The sequence below is a fragment of the Streptomyces polyasparticus genome (assembly GCF_014493765.1).
In the GTDB taxonomy this organism is placed as follows: domain Bacteria; phylum Actinomycetota; class Actinomycetes; order Streptomycetales; family Streptomycetaceae; genus Streptomyces; species Streptomyces polyasparticus.
Genome location: NZ_JACTVJ010000011.1, coordinates 495,070 through 510,765, shown reverse-complemented (window position 1 = coordinate 510,765; position 15,696 = coordinate 495,070). Strand labels below are relative to the sequence as shown.

16 protein-coding genes are annotated in these 15,696 nt (G+C 71.2%); 5 read left to right on the top strand and 11 right to left on the bottom strand.

Features of this window, described 5'->3' with window-relative positions; all coding sequences use genetic code 11:
• Positions 1–483: 483 nt before the first annotated feature.
• Positions 484–1,374, bottom strand: coding sequence for a DUF5655 domain-containing protein (locus H9Y04_RS24445; protein ID WP_187816132.1), 891 nt, complete (start codon positions 1,372–1,374; stop codon positions 484–486).
• 582 nt (positions 1,375–1,956) lie between these two features.
• Positions 1,957–2,241, bottom strand: a complete 285-nt coding sequence (locus tag H9Y04_RS46220) for an alpha/beta hydrolase (protein ID WP_214661498.1) — start codon at positions 2,239–2,241, stop codon at positions 1,957–1,959.
• Here H9Y04_RS46220 and H9Y04_RS24440 point away from each other — a divergent pair.
• The gene (locus H9Y04_RS24440) at positions 2,233–2,826 is read left to right on the top strand and encodes a ThuA domain-containing protein (protein ID WP_214661497.1); all 594 of its coding nucleotides are present in this window, start codon (positions 2,233–2,235) and stop codon (positions 2,824–2,826) included. The genes H9Y04_RS46220 and H9Y04_RS24440 overlap by 9 nt on opposite strands.
• Here the strand turns inward: H9Y04_RS24440 and H9Y04_RS24435 are convergent.
• The 6 genes from H9Y04_RS24435 to H9Y04_RS24415 all read right to left on the bottom strand — a co-directional run bounded on the left by H9Y04_RS24435 (position 2,820) and on the right by H9Y04_RS24415 (position 6,484).
• On the bottom strand, positions 2,820–3,530 hold the full coding sequence (locus H9Y04_RS24435) for a VOC family protein (RefSeq protein ID WP_187816131.1): 711 nt from the start codon (positions 3,528–3,530) through the stop codon (positions 2,820–2,822). The genes H9Y04_RS24440 and H9Y04_RS24435 overlap by 7 nt on opposite strands.
• A gap of 130 nt (positions 3,531–3,660) precedes the next feature.
• Positions 3,661–3,792 carry a hypothetical protein gene (locus tag H9Y04_RS47545; protein ID WP_268980502.1) on the bottom strand — a complete coding sequence of 44 codons (132 nt, stop codon included), beginning with the start codon at positions 3,790–3,792 and terminating at the stop codon, positions 3,661–3,663.
• A 104-nt stretch (positions 3,793–3,896) separates the two neighbouring features.
• Complete coding sequence (locus H9Y04_RS24430; protein WP_187816130.1) at positions 3,897–4,814, bottom strand: LLM class F420-dependent oxidoreductase; 918 nt, start codon at positions 4,812–4,814, stop codon at positions 3,897–3,899.
• A gap of 123 nt (positions 4,815–4,937) precedes the next feature.
• The gene (locus tag H9Y04_RS24425; RefSeq protein ID WP_187816129.1) at positions 4,938–5,480 is read right to left on the bottom strand and encodes a nitrobindin family protein; all 543 of its coding nucleotides are present in this window, start codon (positions 5,478–5,480) and stop codon (positions 4,938–4,940) included.
• A gap of 63 nt (positions 5,481–5,543) precedes the next feature.
• Positions 5,544–6,050, bottom strand: a complete 507-nt coding sequence (locus H9Y04_RS24420; protein ID WP_187816128.1) for a barstar family protein — start codon at positions 6,048–6,050, stop codon at positions 5,544–5,546.
• Positions 6,047–6,484: a guanyl-specific ribonuclease gene (locus tag H9Y04_RS24415; protein ID WP_187816127.1), complete on the bottom strand. Its 438-nt coding sequence runs from the start codon at positions 6,482–6,484 to the stop codon at positions 6,047–6,049. The genes H9Y04_RS24420 and H9Y04_RS24415 overlap by 4 nt, the downstream gene beginning before the upstream one ends.
• A 144-nt stretch (positions 6,485–6,628) precedes the next feature.
• On the opposite strand from H9Y04_RS24415, the gene H9Y04_RS24410 reads away from it, so the two are divergent.
• From H9Y04_RS24410 to H9Y04_RS24400, 3 genes are read left to right on the top strand one after another with little or no spacing between them, the layout of a single operon-like run.
• Positions 6,629–8,164: an ATP-dependent DNA ligase gene (locus H9Y04_RS24410; protein ID WP_187816126.1), complete on the top strand. Its 1,536-nt coding sequence runs from the start codon at positions 6,629–6,631 to the stop codon at positions 8,162–8,164.
• A 13-nt stretch (positions 8,165–8,177) separates the two neighbouring features.
• Positions 8,178–9,674, top strand: a complete 1,497-nt coding sequence (locus H9Y04_RS24405; protein WP_236071274.1) for a glutamine synthetase family protein — start codon at positions 8,178–8,180, stop codon at positions 9,672–9,674.
• Entirely contained in the window at positions 9,674–10,795 is a 1,122-nt protein-coding gene (locus H9Y04_RS24400) for an amidohydrolase family protein (protein ID WP_187816125.1), read from the top strand. The genes H9Y04_RS24405 and H9Y04_RS24400 overlap by 1 nt, the downstream gene beginning before the upstream one ends.
• A 29-nt stretch (positions 10,796–10,824) precedes the next feature.
• Here the strand turns inward: H9Y04_RS24400 and H9Y04_RS24395 are convergent, their stop codons facing one another.
• Positions 10,825–11,874: a sugar-binding transcriptional regulator gene (locus H9Y04_RS24395; protein ID WP_187816124.1), complete on the bottom strand. Its 1,050-nt coding sequence runs from the start codon at positions 11,872–11,874 to the stop codon at positions 10,825–10,827.
• A gap of 141 nt (positions 11,875–12,015) precedes the next feature.
• Complete coding sequence (rpe, locus tag H9Y04_RS24390; protein ID WP_187816123.1) at positions 12,016–12,702, bottom strand: ribulose-phosphate 3-epimerase; 687 nt, start codon at positions 12,700–12,702, stop codon at positions 12,016–12,018.
• 159 nt (positions 12,703–12,861) lie between these two features.
• Here rpe and H9Y04_RS24385 point away from each other — a divergent pair, with 159 nt between their 5' ends.
• The gene (locus H9Y04_RS24385) at positions 12,862–15,063 is read left to right on the top strand and encodes an MMPL family transporter (protein ID WP_187816122.1); all 2,202 of its coding nucleotides are present in this window, start codon (positions 12,862–12,864) and stop codon (positions 15,061–15,063) included.
• Between the two features lie 39 nt (positions 15,064–15,102).
• Here H9Y04_RS24385 and H9Y04_RS24380 read toward each other — a convergent pair whose 3' ends face one another.
• Positions 15,103–15,591 (bottom strand): hypothetical protein, encoded by a 489-nt coding sequence (locus H9Y04_RS24380; RefSeq protein ID WP_187816121.1) that lies wholly within the window; start codon positions 15,589–15,591, stop codon positions 15,103–15,105.
• Positions 15,592–15,696 lie beyond the last annotated feature (105 nt).

Sequence of the window (15,696 nt, the reverse complement as noted above, 5' to 3'; positions counted from 1 at the left end):
TTGTGGTCGGGCTGGTCTATGCGGTTGCCTCGCCCTCCGTCTCTGCGTCTATCGACACAGCACCATCACGGGGGCCAACACACTGCCGCTGTGCACCGGCCTACTGAAGGCCGTCTCGGCAGTCACCTGCTGCAGCACCACCACGGCACGACGCTCTCCAACGCACTGGGGTGGATTACGAACCCGTCTGCGGTCAATCGCCGCTGCACGTCGGCCAGCGCGGCAACGGCCCCTCTCTGGTGCTGCGTACCGCAGCACCATCAGGGAATTCGCGCGGTCCGGGTGGCACAACGACCGCGCTCGGCACCGGTAGTTCCCCAACGCAAGCGGGGCAATATAGCGGCGGATCCCCGGTTACCGAAACCGGGGATCCGCCGCATCCTGGTAGATCCACCGCCACTTCCTGACCGTCCGTGGAAAGGCAGCACAGCAACGATCCACCACTTCACCGCCACGCGTCACGCAGTGCCGGTTCCTACTCCGTCACGCTGCGGCGTAGCTCAGCCGGAACAGGTCCTGGGCGCGCTCCAGGTCCCGCTCGCTGCGCAGCTGAACCTCCAGGTCTCCCGTGCCATGGTGGCCGAGCCCGGTCACGTCCCGGGTGAAGTCCGGCACGAGGTCCACCGTCGTCGGATCCGCTTTCAGGTAGACCAGCACCTTGGTCTGCTGGGACGGGATGAGACAGGCGAAGTTCCGCAGCCGCTGATAGGCGCGGTACTGCTTTCGCTGTACCCGGGTGACTCCGTCGCCCAGCCCGACGAGAACCTCGTCGACCGCTGCCGCCAGCTCTGCCATCGCACCGCCCTGCCGCCGAACCGGCTGTGCCCCGGGCGCGCGGCGGCGTACGCGCTTGGTCTCTACCGAGTGCCCGGCGACCGAGGCCACGGTCTCAAGGCCGAAGTGGTCGCTGCCGAAGTACCGGTAGCGGACCAAGTCGATAGAGCGCCGGTGCTCCCGCACGGCGTGCGCGTCGTAGCGGGTGAAGTCGCCGGCCACGCAGATCAGCCGAGGTGCGCTCCACAGGATCTGAGACGCGGCCGTCCCCCCGAGCCGGTCACGGACCAGACTCCGGAAGGTGTCCTTGTGGCTCATCAGCCAGGCCATATAGAAGAGTCCCTGGTTGATGACCCCGGCATCCGTGCCGCGCTTGTACTCCACGATCACGGGCGCACCGTTCTCGTCGAGCCCCAGCGAATCGATACGCCCGCCGTCGACGCAGTCGATCACGTACTCGCTCGCGAGGAACGTGACGCCCAGCATCGCCTCCATGTGCGCCTCGACGAGATCCTGTACATCCGCCTCGACAGCAGCCAGATGCGGCGTGACCTCGGTCACGCCGCTATTCGTCGTGTGAAAAAGCTTCAGACCCGACAACTTCCCCTCCTCGGCTCGGAGATCACTAACGCCGAGCGAGGGGACAAATGTTTCCGCGCGGGGCTTCCGGCTCGTGAAGATGGAGTGAGGGCCACGCGGAAGCTAATCACTCAGCCGTCGCCAGAGGGCCCCAGCACCAACCCAGCACGGTACGGGTTCCCAGAGGTGATCACGGGTGCCGACAGGTCAGCACGAAGCCAGCACGGCAACGCAGCGAGGTCCCACCCATCGGGCGGGACCTCGGCCTTGACCTGCATGTTTGCACTCCGGCTACTAGCGTGCTAGGCGCTGCGCCGTCTTTGCATTGAGGAAACGCACGTGCAGAACATCCCAGTCGATCGGAGGGGACCTCGAGCAGGTGTGCCGAGGCAAAACGCACGTACTTCATTCTCCCATGCCCACGGGATTGCGCTGCCCGGGCGGATCGTCCAGGGGTCACCGCGGGCGTTCGTAGGATCTGCCAGTGGCACGATCCGCGCCAGGGCCGGGGCTGGCAGGAATCCGCTGCCATGGCACCGCCGCGGACGCCTGCGGATGCGGGCCGTTTGGGTGAAATATGCGGTTTGATGCGTACCTGGAGGCTCACCAGGTGGGCACACCGTGCCCGAAGCCGTCGACGGGGACCAGACGGGAGCGGGCGCCGAGCAGCTTCTGCATCCGCACGGCCGCCCACTGGTAGGTGGTGTTCTGGTCGTGGGTCTCGTTGAGGAGCACGATGCGGGCGCTGCCCTTGTTCCAGGGGCCGGTGCAGCGCGGCAGGGTGGAGCGGATGCGCAGGCTGCGGCACGGGCTGTACGTGGCCGTGGTGACGGGTCCGTCGACCAGGGACTGACCGCGGGCCCCGAAGGCCGACGCCGATTGGACCAAGCGGCACAGACCTCGCTGCGCCAGTACGTACGCGGCGGAGGCGGCTTCGTCAGCGCCCACAACGCCTTCGGCACGGAGTACAACTGGCCTTGGCACGAGGGCCTGTTGGGCGGCGCGAACTTCTACGACCACGGACCGAACACGCCGGGCACGGTCGTCACGGCCGACCGCAGCGACGCCTCCACCCGGGGCCTGCCACGGACCTGGACGTTCACCGACGAGTGGTACAACCTCGTGCCGGCACCGAGCCGGGTCCGCGTCCTCGCCCGCGTCGACGAATCCAGCCTGACGGAAGGCGTACGGGGCAACTACCGCCACCCCGGCCACGGCGCGAACCACCCCGTCGCCTGGTGCCACTACTACGACGGCGGCCGCGCATGGCTGACGACCCTCGGCCACGACGCCAAGTCCTTCTCGACCGACGGCAGTTACCCCGGCGCACAGGAGTTCCAGCGCCTGCTGCTCGCCGCATCGAGTCGGCCGCGGGCAAGAAGCCGTTCTGCGGAACGGGGTGAGTCAGGAGACGGTCCGGCGATGGCCGGCCCGAGGCATCGGGCCGGTCGCGCCGCCTGCGTACGTCAGTGAAGGGCGAGCACCCGGAACTCATTGCCGTCGGGGTCCGTCATGAGGACCACGCCGTCCGTGGCGCCGAGCCGCTTCGCCCCCAGGCCGATCAGGCGCTCCACCTCCGCCTCCTGGTCGCCGTCCGCCACGAGGTCGAGGTGCGGCTCACGGCCCGGGTCGGGCATACGCGGCGGGCCGCCCCAGGTGATCTTCGTACCGCCGTCGGGCGACTGGATCGCGGTCTCCTCGTCCTGGTCCCAGACCAGCGGCCAGGCCAGCGTCTCGCTCCAGAAGTAGCCGACGGCCTGCGAACCGTCACAGGCGAGCGCGCCGATACGGCCGCAGCCCGCAAGGAAGTTGTTGCCGGGCTCGATGACACAGAACTCGTTGCCCTCGGGGTCGGCGAGCACCGCATGCGCCGCGTCCGGCCCCTGCCCGATGTCGATGCGCTGCGCGCCGAGCCCGAGCGCCCTGGCCACGGTCTCCTCCTGGTCCTGCGCGGAGGAGCTGGTCAGGTCGAAGTGGAGCCGGTTCTGGTCGGTCTTCCGCGCGGCCGAGTGACGGAAGCCGATGCGGTACCCGGCGTCGTTCCCGGAGAGGAGGGTGACGCCGCCGTACGCGGGCACCTCCTCGGCCCGTCCGAGGCCGAGGGTGCCGGCCCAGAACTCCGCCAGGCGCTCGGGGTCCTGCGCGTCGAAGGAGATGGAGAAGAGTCGGCTGCTCATGGCGCCCCCATTTTCGTCTGCAGTCAATCGAATGAACGACTACAGGGACCGTACGGCCGCACAGGTTCCGGCTGCAGCCGGATTTCCTCGGGGCATACCGGCATACGAGGACGCCCGGCCGCCCGCGTGCTCAGTGCTTGAGCAGCCGGCCGATCCGGTCATGGGCGAGGGCCTGGGGAGTGCGCACATCGCTCTCCCCGCGGGACGGGTCGCCCGGCACCGCGAAGGCTCCCCAGGCCCAGCCGACGGCCACCGGCACCACGACGACGAGGAGCGGACGCCACCGGTCGATGAGCCCCGGCGGGAGCGCTTGGAGACCGTCGGCGCCTCAGCGATGCGTACGGATCCAGGAGAGTCGAGCGCGCGCTACTCGACGTACGGGATGACGCGCTCGCCGAAGAGCGCGGCCTGCGCGAGGAACTCCGCGCGGTTCCCCGCCGGCAGCGCGATCGTCACCCCCGTGACCCCGGCCGCCGCCTGCTCGGCCAGATCCTCGACGAGCGCGTCGGCATCCAGCCCGCCCGCCGAGAACATGCTCAGCCCCCGCGGCATGAACGTGACGTCGACCGGATCGGTACGGCCCACGGACTCGGCGTACTCGCGCAAGTAGTCCAGCCGCCCCCGCAGATCGTCGAGATTCTCGATGCCGGGCGTGCGCAAAGCCTTGGATGCCTTGGCCGGGGCCGGCATCGGGAGCCAGCCGTCGCCGAGGTCGACGACGCGGCGGATCGCCCGCCTGCTGTTGCCGCCGATCCAGACCGGTATCCGCTCCTGTGCGGGCTTCGGCAGCATGGTGTTGCCCGCCGCCGTGTACCCGGAGCCGTCGAAGGTCACCGACTCCCCGGTCCACGCGGCGCGCATGGCGCGCAGCGCCTCGTCGAGCCGGTCGTTGCGCTCGGCGAAGTCCGCGCCCAGGGCGGCGAATTCGGGCTCCAGATAGCCCGCGCCCACCCCCAGGATCACGCGGCCGCCGGACAGGGCGTCCAGGGTGGAGACGGTCTTCGCCGAGACGAAGGGATTGCGGTACGCGGGCACGAACAGGTTGGTGTGCAGGCGCAGCCGGGAGGTCGCGGCGGCCGCGAACGACAGCGTGACCATCGGGTCCAGGGTGTGATGCCCGCCGTGCGCGAGCCAACTGTCGCCGGGGAAGGGGTGATCGGTCACGAAGACAGCGTCGAAGCCCGCGGCCTCCGCCGCGCGCGCCATCTCCATGACCGCGTCGGCGCCGATCAGATCGGCGCCCGCGTCCACCCTGTGCGTCGGAAGCCCCAGCGAGAAGAACATGCGCCCGACCGTAACTGACGGTCCGTCAGTTGTCAGTACCGCGCACGTCACCCATCAGTACCGCGCACATCTCCCGTCAGCGCCGCGCACATCTCCCGTCAGCGCCGCGCACGTCGCCGCGTCTCAGGCCACACGGCCCAGCCGCGCCCCGAGGTGATGCTGCAGCGGCTGCCCGACCGCCGCAAGGTCATGGACGAAGTCCAGGGTCGCGCCTTCGGTGAGCGTGTAACGGCGGCGGGTCGCGGTCACATCCTTGGCCGTGGGCGTCAGCGCCACGGTGTGCGAGGCGAGCTCGGCAAGCCCTTCGCCCACGTCACCGACCATGACCTCCACGATGCCGGTGGGCTGCGTGATCAGCGCCTCGACCCGCCCCTCGGGCTGCACCCGCCACCAGCCGCTCTCGCGCGCGGCGGGCCGCAGCGGTCCGTCCTGCCCGTCGATGAGCCAGGCCTTCGCCTCGTACCGCAGGAAGGGCCGCCCGTCGTGCGAGAACGTCACTTCCTGCGCGTACGTGAAGTCGTCGGCGAGCGTGGGATAGGTCCCGCGGCCGCGGCCGCGCCAGGTGCCGAGCAGCCAAAGGACGGGCTTGAGCAGCTCGTGGGTCTTCGGCGCCTGGTCGGGGCTCGATGCTTCGGAGTACGGATAGGCAGGGACGTGGTCGGGCACGTGATCGCTCCTCGGAGTGCGGTCGTCCCGGGAAGCGTAGGGCTTCACGGGCCCGCACCCGTCTCACTCCAACGTGAGCAGCGCCGTCAGGGGCACGGCTTCGGCGAAGATCTCCCGCGCGGTCTCCCATTCGCCGGGCCGCGCCTGCGCGTACGCGCTCCAGTCCGAGAGCACCACGACGGTGCCCGGGGCGAGATCGCTCAGACAGTCGGCCAGGGCGTCCCAGTTGTGGCCGAACCACGAAGGAAAGGCGAGCGCCCGGGCGCAGACGGCCAGGAAGGCGGACTTGTCCGTGACCTCGGACAGGTCGAGGACATGGAGCGGGAGCGCGGAGCCGCGGGCCGACTCGACGAGCGCGGCCAGGGGTTCGGGACGGCCGGCCCACTGCCCGGGCGGACAGCCCGCGGGACCGCCGCCGGAGGGCCCCTCGCGTTCCGGCTCGCCGAACCCGCCACCGCCGCCGGAGGGCTCCTCGCGTTCCGGCTCGCCGAATCCGCCACCGCCGCCGGAGGGCTCCTCGCGTTCCGGCTCGCCGAATCCGCCGCCGGTTGCCTTGGCACCGCGTGTCATCGCAGGACCGCCTTGAACGTGTCGTAGTGATCGTCCGTATAGAAGAACTCCCCGCCCCGGCCGGTCACGATACGGCGGGCTCCGCGGTCGCGCTCACGGGGTGTGCGGACCGTGTACTCGCGGTAGTAGCCCCGTTTCTGCCGCGGCAGGACCCGCTCGTAGTTCCCGAAGGTCGAACCGTCCTTCTCGTACGGGAAGGGCCCGCCGGCATCGATCAGACGCAGCGTCTGCCGCGCCTCGGCCGGCAGGGACGCCTCGGTGACGGTGACGAAGCCCTTGGCCCAGGCAGGGGTGGACACAGGCGGGGAGGTGGAGGCAGCGGCGGATGCCGAGGGGTCCGCGCTCGGGCCCCCGCCCCGGCCTCCGGAGCAACCCACGAGGAGCAGCGCACACAGCGCCCCCACGAGAACGCGTACGAGGTGCAGGTGGCGCATGCCGCCGATGCTGCCACGAGCACGGCCTGCCCGCCGGTCGGAAGCGGCCGGGAACCGCCCCGGGACCGGGGCCGATGCCGCCAGGAGCTCAGCCCGCCCCACGGAACGCCTGCGTCCCGCGCCTCACTGGTCCACGATGAAGACATGCTGTTCGCCGATGTGGCCAGGACCTCACGGGAGATCGCCGCCACCGCCGCACGCAAGGAGAAGACCGCGCTGCTCGCCGACCTGTTCGGGCGGATGGCGCCCGAGGAGGCGCCGCTGGTCGTCTCGTATCTCGCGGGGCGGCTGCCGCAGCGGAAGATCAATGTGGGCTGGACGGCGTTCCGGGAGAAGCAGGAGCCCGCCGAGACCGCGACCCTCACCGTGCAGGGCGTGCACGACACCTTCGACCGCATCGCAGCCGTGGCGGGCAAGGGCGCGCAGGCCGAGCGCAAGCGGCTCCTGCACGGGCTCCTCGCCGCCGCCACCGGGGACGAGCAGCACTTCCTGTTCGGCCTGATCGGCGGCGAGCTGCGCCAGGGCGCCCTCGACGCCCTGGCCGTGGACGGCCTCGCCGCCGCCTACGGCGCCGAGCCCGCGGCCGTCCGCCGGGCCGTGATGCTCGCGGGCCGCCTGGACACGGTCGCGCAGGCGCTGATCGCGGACGGCGTGGCCGCGCTCGACGCCTTCCGGCTCGATGTGGGCCGCCCGGTCCTGCCGATGCTGGCCAAGACCGCGAAGGACGTGGACGAGGCCATCGACATGGTGGGCGCCTGCGCGGTGGAGGAGAAGCTGGACGGCATCCGGGTGCAGGTGCATCGCGACGGCGACAGCGTGCGGGTGTTCACCCGTACGCTCGACGAGATCACCGCCCGGCTGCCCGAAGTTGTCGCGGCGGCGCAGGAGTTGACCGCGACGCGGGCCGTCCTGGACGGCGAGGTGATCGCGCTCGACCCCGAGGGGCGCCCGATGCCGTTCCAGGACATCGCGGGGCGCGTGGGCTCCAAGCTCGACATCCCGGGCGCCCAGGCCGAGTTGCCCCTCTTCCCCGTGTTCTTCGACCTGCTGAGCGTCGACGGCCGCGACCTGCTCGATCTGCCGGCCCGCGAACGCCATGCCGAGCTGGCCCGCATCTCGCCCGAGCCACGGCGCGTACGGCGGTACGAGGTGACCGACCCCGACGACGGACAACTGCGGCAAGGCGCGCGGGAGTTCGCGGACGCGACCCTCGTACGCGGGCACGAGGGCGTGGTCGTCAAGGGTCTGGACGCGCCGTACAGCGCGGGCAGGCGCGGGGCGTCCTGGGTGAAGGTCAAGCCCGTGCACACTCTGGATCTGGTGGTGCTCGCCGCGGAGTGGGGGCACGGGCGGCGCACCGGGAAGCTGTCGAATCTGCATCTGGGGGCGCGGCGGGCGGACGGTTCGTTCGCGATGCTGGGCAAGACCTTCAAGGGGCTGACCGACGCGGTGCTCGCCTGGCAGACCGAGCGGCTCCAGGAGCTGGCGGTCGAGGACGACGGCTGGGCGGTGAAGGTACGGCCCGAGCTGGTGGTCGAGGTGGCCTTCGACGGCGTACAGCGTTCGACGCGCTATCCGGAGGGCGTGACGCTGCGCTTCGCCCGGGTGGTGCGCTACCGGGAGGACAAGACGGCCGCGGAGGCGGACACCGTGGACGCGGTGCTCGCGCTGCGGCGCTGAACGGGGAGGCGGCATGAGCAGGTGGGGCGGCGGCTTCGAGGACCGCGACGGTGAAGGGGCCAGGTCCACGCCCGAAATTCCGCTGCGGGGCGGGGCGGGCGAGGGACGGCGCCTCGCGGACGCGCTCAACGACGAGTCCGGCATGGACGACCGGGGCGACTACGGCGGGGCCGGCCGACACGGCGCGTTCTCCGAGCCCTTCGGCGACGAGACCGCACCCGGTCCGGACCTCGAGCGGGCAGGCGTCCACGCCGTCGCCCTGACCTGGGTCGACGTCGCCGGCATCACCCGTGTGAAGACCGTGCCCCTGGCCCGGCTCCGCGAGGTCGCCGAGCGCGGCGTCGGCATGTCGCCGGTCTTCGACGTCTACTTGGTCGACGACTCGGTCACCACCAGCCGGCACATCGGCGGCCCCGACGGCGATCTGCGCCTCAAGCCCGACCTCGACCGTCTCACCGTCCTTGCGGGACAGCCCGGTTGGGCCTGGGCTCCGGTCGACCGCCACCACCAGGACGGCCGCCCGTACGAGGCCTGCCAGCGGCTCTTCGTCCGGCGGATGGCGCGACGGGCCGCCGAGCAGGGCATCGAGCTGCGCATGGGGTACGAGACGGAGTGGGTGGTCTCGCGCGGCGACACGTACGCCTGCACGGGCCCCGCGTACGGCATGGCGCGCGTCGTGGAACTGTCCGGGTACCTCGACGACGTCCACACGGCCCTGCGCGCCCAGGGACTCGACGTGCTGCAGCTCCATCCCGAGTACTCCCAGGGCCAGTTCGAGGTGTCCCTGGCACCGGCGGATCCGGTGGGAGCGGCGGACGAGGCCGTGCTCGTACGCGAGACGATCCGCGCCGCGTCCCTGAAACACGGGCTCACCGCGAGCTTCGGGCCCGCCGTCGACGCGGACTCCGTCGGCAACGGCCGCCATCTGCACCTGAGCCTGTGGCGCGACGGCCGCAATCTCTGCGGGGGCGGCGACGGCCCGTTCGGCATGACCCCGCAATGCGAGGCCTTCCTGTCGGGCGTCCTGTACGCCCTGCCCGCGCTCCTGGCCATCGGTGCTCCCTCCCCCGCGAGCTATCTGCGGCTCAGGCCTTCCCGTTGGGCGGGCGCGTACCGCTGCTGGGGCCCGGAGAACCGCGAGGCCGCGCTGCGTTTCATCGCGGGCGGGCCCGACGACCCGCAGTCCGCGAACGCCGAGGTGAAGTGTTTCGACCCGGCGGCGAATCCCTACCTGGTGGCGGGCGGCGTGATCGCGGCCGGCCTCGCCGGACTCGACGCCCGGCTCGCGCTGCCCGCACCGGTGTCCGGCGATCCGGTACGCCAGGACAAGGACCGGCTGCCCACCTCGCTGACCGAGGCCGTGAAGGCCTTCTCGTCCTCCGCGGTGCTGCGCGAGGCCCTCGGGGAAGCGCTCTTCGACGCGGTGATCGCCGTCCGTACGGCGGAGGTCGAGCTCTTCGACGGCATGCCCCCGCAGCAGCTCGCCGAGGCGACCAGGGACCGCTACTGATGCCCGACCCCGCCGGCCGCCCCTGGCCCACCGGCCACCCACCCCTCGTCGACCACCACTGCCACGGCCTCGTACGCGAGGACCTGACCCGCGCCGCGTTCGAGTCCTTCCTCACCGAGTCCCCCGACCCCGCCCCGCCCGGCACCAGCTTCTTCGACACGCAACTCGGCTTCGCCGTACGGCGGTTGTGCCCACCCGTACTGGACCTCGCACCGCACTGCGACCCGGACACCTACCTCGCACGCCGCGCCGAACTCGGCGCGCGCGAATCGGCACGGCGGCTCCTGAGGGCCGCCGGCATCGCGGAGTTCTACGTCGACACCGGCCTGCCCGGCGACCTCACGACCCCGCAGGAACTGGCCGAGCTCTCGGGAGCGAAGGCGTACGAGATCGTGCGCCTGGAACACCTCGCCGAACGCACCGCCGCCGAAGCCGAGGACCCCGACGCGTTCCTGGCCGCCCTCGACCGCCGGATCGCAGAAGCCGCCCGCACCGCGGTCGGCTTCAAGTCCGTCGCCGCCTACCGCCACGGCCTCCACCTGCCACCCGAGCCACCCGGGCGCCGAGCTGTCGAGGACGCTCTCCACCGCTGGCTGCCGACCGGCGGCGCCCGCCTCACCGACCCGGTACTGCTGCGGCATCTGCTGTGGTCGGCGGCCCGCACCGGCCGCCCGCTCCAGCTGCACACCGGCTTCGGCGACCCCGATCTGCGCCTGCACCGCGCCGATCCGCTGCTGCTCACGGAGTTCGTCGAGGCGGTACGGCCGACAGGGTGCACACTCGTGCTGCTGCACTGCTATCCGTATCACCGCCACGCGGGCTGTCTGGCGCAGGTCTATCCGCACGTGTACGCGGACCTGGGGCTCACGCTCGGCCACACGGGAGCGCGGGCGGCTGCGGTGCTCGCGGAGTTCCTCGAACTGGCGCCGTTCGGGAAGCTGCTGTTCTCGACGGACGCGTACGGGTTGCCCGAGCTGTATCTCGTCGGGGCGCGGCTGTTCCGCGAGGCGGTCGCCGAGGTGCTCGGCGGCTGGGTGGAGCGCGGCCTGTGGCAGGGCTCCGACGCCGACCGGGTCAGTGACCTGATCGGCGCCGGGAACGCCCGCAGGGTCTACGCGTGAGCCCGTACGAGGCCGCGCAGGAGCGAGACCTACTCGCCGTCCGGGTCCGCGCGGTCGAGCGCGGGCTTGGGCGCGGAGCCCGCGGACAGCAGATGGTCGGCCGCGGCGGTGTCGGTCACCAGGCTGGTCACCAGGCCGGAGCGGAGCACCGCGTCGATCGCCGACGCCTTGCGCTGACCGCCCGCGATGGCCACGACCTCGGGGATACGGCGCAGCCGGTCGGCCTCGACCGTGATGCAGCGCTCTCCCAGGTCACGCCCCACGCGACGGCCGTCGGCGTCGAAGAGGTGCGCGGACATCTCGGCGGCGACGCCGAGCGAGGCGTAGTGCGCACGCTCCTCGTCGCTGAGCATGTCGTGCACCGTCGAGATACCCGGCTCCCACGAGCCGATCGACACGCACGCGACGGTGACCTTGTCGAAGTACTCGAAGGCCCGCGCGATCCCGGTCTGGTTGCGCAGCGCGGCCGCGGTGGCCGCGTCCGGCAGCAGCATGGGCGCGTAGATGGGGTGGGCGTCGCCGCCCGAGACCTGGGCGGCACGGCGCACCGCCTCGACGGAGCCGCGCTCGGCGGTCCCGGCGTCGTACACACCCGTCAGCTGCACCACGGTGCACGGCGGAAGCCGGTCGAGCGCGGCCGCCATATGGATGGTGGACCGGCCCCAGGCGAGGCCGAGCACATCGCCCTCGTTCACCAGCTCACCGAGCAGATCGGCGGCGACCTCCCCGAGGTTCTCGGGGTCGGGCGACGTCGTCTCCTCGGACTCGGCGGGCGATTCGACGACGACCGCGTGCCGCAGCCCGTACCGGGCCCGCAGCTTGTCGGAACGCTCGGCGTCAAGCTCCGCCGGAACCCGGATCTCGATCCGTACGAGATCCCTTTCGAGAGCGGTCTCCAGGACCCGCGCGACCTTGAAGCGGCTGACGCCGAACTCCTCCGCGATCTGGATCTTGGATTTGCCCTCCAGGTAGAAGCGGCGCGCCATGGCTGCCGCCTGCACCAGCTCAGCGGGTCCCATCCGCAGGGCTGGCCTCCCCGCTGACATGCCCGTCACGGCGATCTCCTCACTGCTGTTCACACGCTTGATTGAGACAAGCCAATAGGCGACTCGCCGTTCATCCTTGCAGATCCGGCGGGGCTTGATCAGTCCTGCAGGGCACCGTTCGCTGCCGAACCCGCCCGTTCATCTCCCGATCGTCCGGGCGCCACCCGGTCGGTGTCAGTGCCCGCAGGCCCAGCCCGCCGAAGCGGTGGCCCCTTCGGCCTTGGCACGCAGGGCGGCCACCGCGGCGGCCGGGTCCTCCTTGCCGTACACGGCGGAACCGGCCACGAACACATCCGCGCCGGCCTCGGCGCACCGCTCGATGGTGGACTCGGCTACGCCGCCGTCCACCTGCAGCCACAGCTCCAGACCGTGCTTGGAGATCAGCTCACGGGTGCGGCGGATCTTCGGCAGCATGATGTCGAGGAAGGCCTGACCGCCGAAGCCCGGCTCCACGGTCATGATCAGCAGCATGTCCAGCTCGGGCAGCAGATCCTCGTACGGCTCGATGGGGGTGCCCGGCTTCAGCGCCATCGAGGCGCGGGCGCCCTTGGCACGGATCTCGCGTGCGAGCCGTACGGGCGCCGCGGCGGCCTCGACGTGGAAGGTGACGGAGGAGGCCCCCGCTTCTACGTACTGGGGCGCCCAGCGATCGGGGTCCTCGATCATCAGGTGGCAGTCCAGCGGGGTGTCCGTCGCCCGGCTCAGGGACTCTACGACCGGGACGCCGAGCGTGAGATTCGGGACGAAGTGGTTGTCCATGACGTCGACGTGGAGCCAGTCGGCGCCTTCCACGGCCTTTGCCTCGTCGGCGAGGCGCGCGAAGTCGGCGGACAGGATGCTGGGACTGATCTGAACGGCCATGCCCCAAGCCTGCCATGCCCAGGGAGCGTTGCCTTCCGCGGTACGGGGCGATAGACCGGTACCCGCCGATTCCTCCCGGGATCACGGTCCGGCGTGCCATCCTGTCGCGCGGCGGCCGTGGTCGTTATGTGGGGTGGGCACCTATTTGGGGGGTGCGTCATGGCGGACGCAGAAGAGGCGGGCACCATCGGGGAAGTACCCGGGCACACCGGGGCGGGTCCAAAAGGAACTGGCGAGCGACGGGGTGTCGCCTGGCTCGTGTGCGGCAAGCGCTCGAAGTGGGTCGTCCTCGCGCTCTGGCTGGTGGCCATCGTCCTGATGGCACCCCTGGCCGCGAAGCTCACCGACGCCCAGGACAACGACAACGCGTCCTGGCTGCCCGGTGACGCCGAGTCCACCCAAGTCCTGGAGCTTTCGGAGGACTTCAGGCCCGAGCAGCTGCCCACGGTGGTCCTTTACGTACGCGACGGAGGACTCACCGAGGCCGACAAGGCGAAGATCGCCGACGATGTGGCCGCGTTCAAGGGGCTGACCGCACACGGAATCCGCGGCGCCGAGACCCAGGGTCCGGTCGACTCCGACGACGGGGCCGCGGCGCAGGTCTTCGTGCCGATCACGATGGACGAGAAGGGCTGGGAGCGGATCGCTCCGGCCGTGGACGAACTGCGCGACGTGGCGGGCGAGGGCGAGGGCGGCCTCACGGTCTACATGACCGGCCCGGGCGGCACCACCGCCGACTTCTCCGAGGCCTTCGAGGGCATCGACTCCACGCTCCTGTTCGCGGCGATGGCCGTGGTGATCGTGATGCTCCTCATCACGTACCGCAGCCCGTCCCTGCTGCTCGTACCGCTGCTGTCCGTGGTGGGCGCCCTGTTCACGGCGCAGGCGATCATCTATCTCCTCGCCGAGAACGCGGGCCTGACCGTCAACGGCCAGAGCGCGGGCATCCTCACCGTGCTCGTCTTCGGCGCGGGCACGGACTACGCCCTGCTGCTCGTCGCCCGCTACCGCGAGGAACTCCACCGCCACGAGGACCGCCACGAGGCCATGGCCCTCGCCCTGCACCGCGCCGGCCCCGCCGTGCTCGCCTCAGGCGCGACCGTGATGCTCGGCATGCTGGTGCTGCTCTTCGCCGACATGAACTCGACCAGCGGCCTCGGACCGGTCGCCGCCATCGGCGTCGCCGTCGCACTGCTCGCGATGCTGACGCTCTTCCCGGCCCTGCTCGTGATCTTCGGCCGCTGGATCTTCTGGCCGGTCATTCCGCACTACGACACCGCGGAGCCGACCGAGACCGGCCTGTGGGCCCGGATCGGCCGCCGTATCGCCGTACGTCCCCGGGCCATCTGGGCCGCGACGGCCCTTGTCCTCGCGGCGCTCTCGCTCGGCCTGATGCAGCTGCGCGCGGAGGGCCTGAGCAACGCCGACGCCTTCACCGACACCCCGGACTCGATCGTCGGCCAGAGCGTTCTGCAGGAACACTTCCCGGCCGGCTCGGGCGACCCTCTGTACATCGTCGCGTCCGCCGCGCAGGGCGAGGCGGTGGGCCGCGCGATCGCCGATACGGAGGGAGTCGTCGATCAGTCGATCCGTCCTGCGGCGGGCGCCGAGGCCGAGCACGAGGGCCGCATCCTGCTCGAAGCCACCATGGACTCGCCCTCGGACAGCCCCGAGGCCAAGGACACGGTGGAACGCGTCCGCGAGGCGGTGCACGCCGTACCGGACGCGGACGCCATGGTCGGCGGCAACACGGCGGCGCTCCTGGACATGGACGAGGCGACCACGCACGACAACATCCTGATCATCCCGCTCGTCCTCCTGGTGGTCTTCCTCGTCCTGATCGTCCTGCTGCGCTCGCTGATCGCTCCGCTGCTGCTGATCGCGACCGTGGTGCTCTCCTTCGCCGCGGCGCTCGGCATCAGCGCCCTGGCCTTCCGGTACCTCTTCGACTACGCGGGCGAGACCACGGACTTCCCGCTCTTCGTCTTCGTCTTCCTGGTGGCCCTCGGCATCGACTACAACATCTTCCTGACCACCCGTATCCGCGAGGAGGCGATGCGCAAGGGCACCCGACCCGGCGTCCTGACAGGCCTGTCCGCCACGGGCGCGGTGATCACCTCGGCGGGTCTGGTCCTGGCCGGCACGTTCGCGGCCCTGGCCACGCTCCCGATGGTCGCCTTCGCCGAAATCGGCTTCGCGGTCGCCCTCGGCGTCCTCCTGGACACCTTCGTCGTACGGTCCATCCTGGTCACGTCCTTGTTCCTGGACGTGGGCCCGAAGGTGTGGTGGCCGCACCGCCTGGCGAAGGAGGACGGCACGCCCGCGCCGACTCCGGTGAGCGAACCGGCCCTGCGCGAGTAGCACTTGGCTGCGGCGCGAACGCCGGCGCGCACCGATCGCCTACTCGTCGAACCAGATCACCAGGCGTACGCGCAAGTCCCCGTGGACGCCGCCGAGGGCGCGCATGACGGTCCACACCGGCGCCCACATGCCGTCGGCCGGCACGGCATAACGACGCCGGGCACGTTCCGCGCGGAAGACGGTCGCGCCCGTGGCCCATTCGGTCCCCTCGTCCCAGAGTTCGCCCACGCGCACCGGGTCGACCGTGCGCGTGTCGACGCCGCTGACGCGGGCGAAGCCCCGGCTCCAGTCGTTGCGGTGCAGCAATTCCAGGCTGCCGTCGGCATGGCGCCGATAGCGGGCGATGCCGGTGGCACGCGGGAGCGCCGGTTCGTCCCAGTCGATCGCGCGTGCCTCGTCCCAGCCGAGCCAGGTGGACCCGAAGGCCGCGTCTCCCCAGGCCGCGAACGCGGCCCGTGTCTCGGCGGAGGCGTCCGCCGGAAGGCCGCGGTCCGGGGCAACGGGATGCCACTGCCCCCGTGAAGTCACGCACGCCGAACAGGCAGGCAAACGCGTCGCAGTCCCGCCCCACGCCGAGCAACGACAGGTCGACGGCGGCCTGCCAGTCCCGCTCGCCGGGTCCCGGCCCCGCCC

Bases quoted from the DNA above. Each gene is read 5' to 3' on its own strand.
- H9Y04_RS24435 (WP_187816131.1), bottom strand. From the start codon at position 3,530: ATGAGCAGCCGACTCTTCTCCATCTCCTTCGACGCGCAGGACCCCGAG.
- H9Y04_RS24430 (WP_187816130.1), bottom strand. From the start codon at position 4,814: ATGTTCTTCTCGCTGGGGCTTCCGACGCACAGGGTGGACGCGGGCGCC.
- H9Y04_RS24420 (WP_187816128.1), bottom strand. From the start codon at position 6,050: ATGACACGCGGTGCCAAGGCAACCGGCGGCGGATTCGGCGAGCCGGAA.
- H9Y04_RS24415 (WP_187816127.1), bottom strand. From the start codon at position 6,484: ATGCGCCACCTGCACCTCGTACGCGTTCTCGTGGGGGCGCTGTGTGCG.
- H9Y04_RS24410 (WP_187816126.1), top strand. From the start codon at position 6,629: ATGCTGTTCGCCGATGTGGCCAGGACCTCACGGGAGATCGCCGCCACC.
- H9Y04_RS24405 (WP_236071274.1), top strand. From the start codon at position 8,178: ATGAGCAGGTGGGGCGGCGGCTTCGAGGACCGCGACGGTGAAGGGGCC.
- H9Y04_RS24400 (WP_187816125.1), top strand. From the start codon at position 9,674: ATGCCCGACCCCGCCGGCCGCCCCTGGCCCACCGGCCACCCACCCCTC.
- rpe (WP_187816123.1), bottom strand. From the start codon at position 12,702: ATGGCCGTTCAGATCAGTCCCAGCATCCTGTCCGCCGACTTCGCGCGC.
- H9Y04_RS24385 (WP_187816122.1), top strand. From the start codon at position 12,862: ATGGCGGACGCAGAAGAGGCGGGCACCATCGGGGAAGTACCCGGGCAC.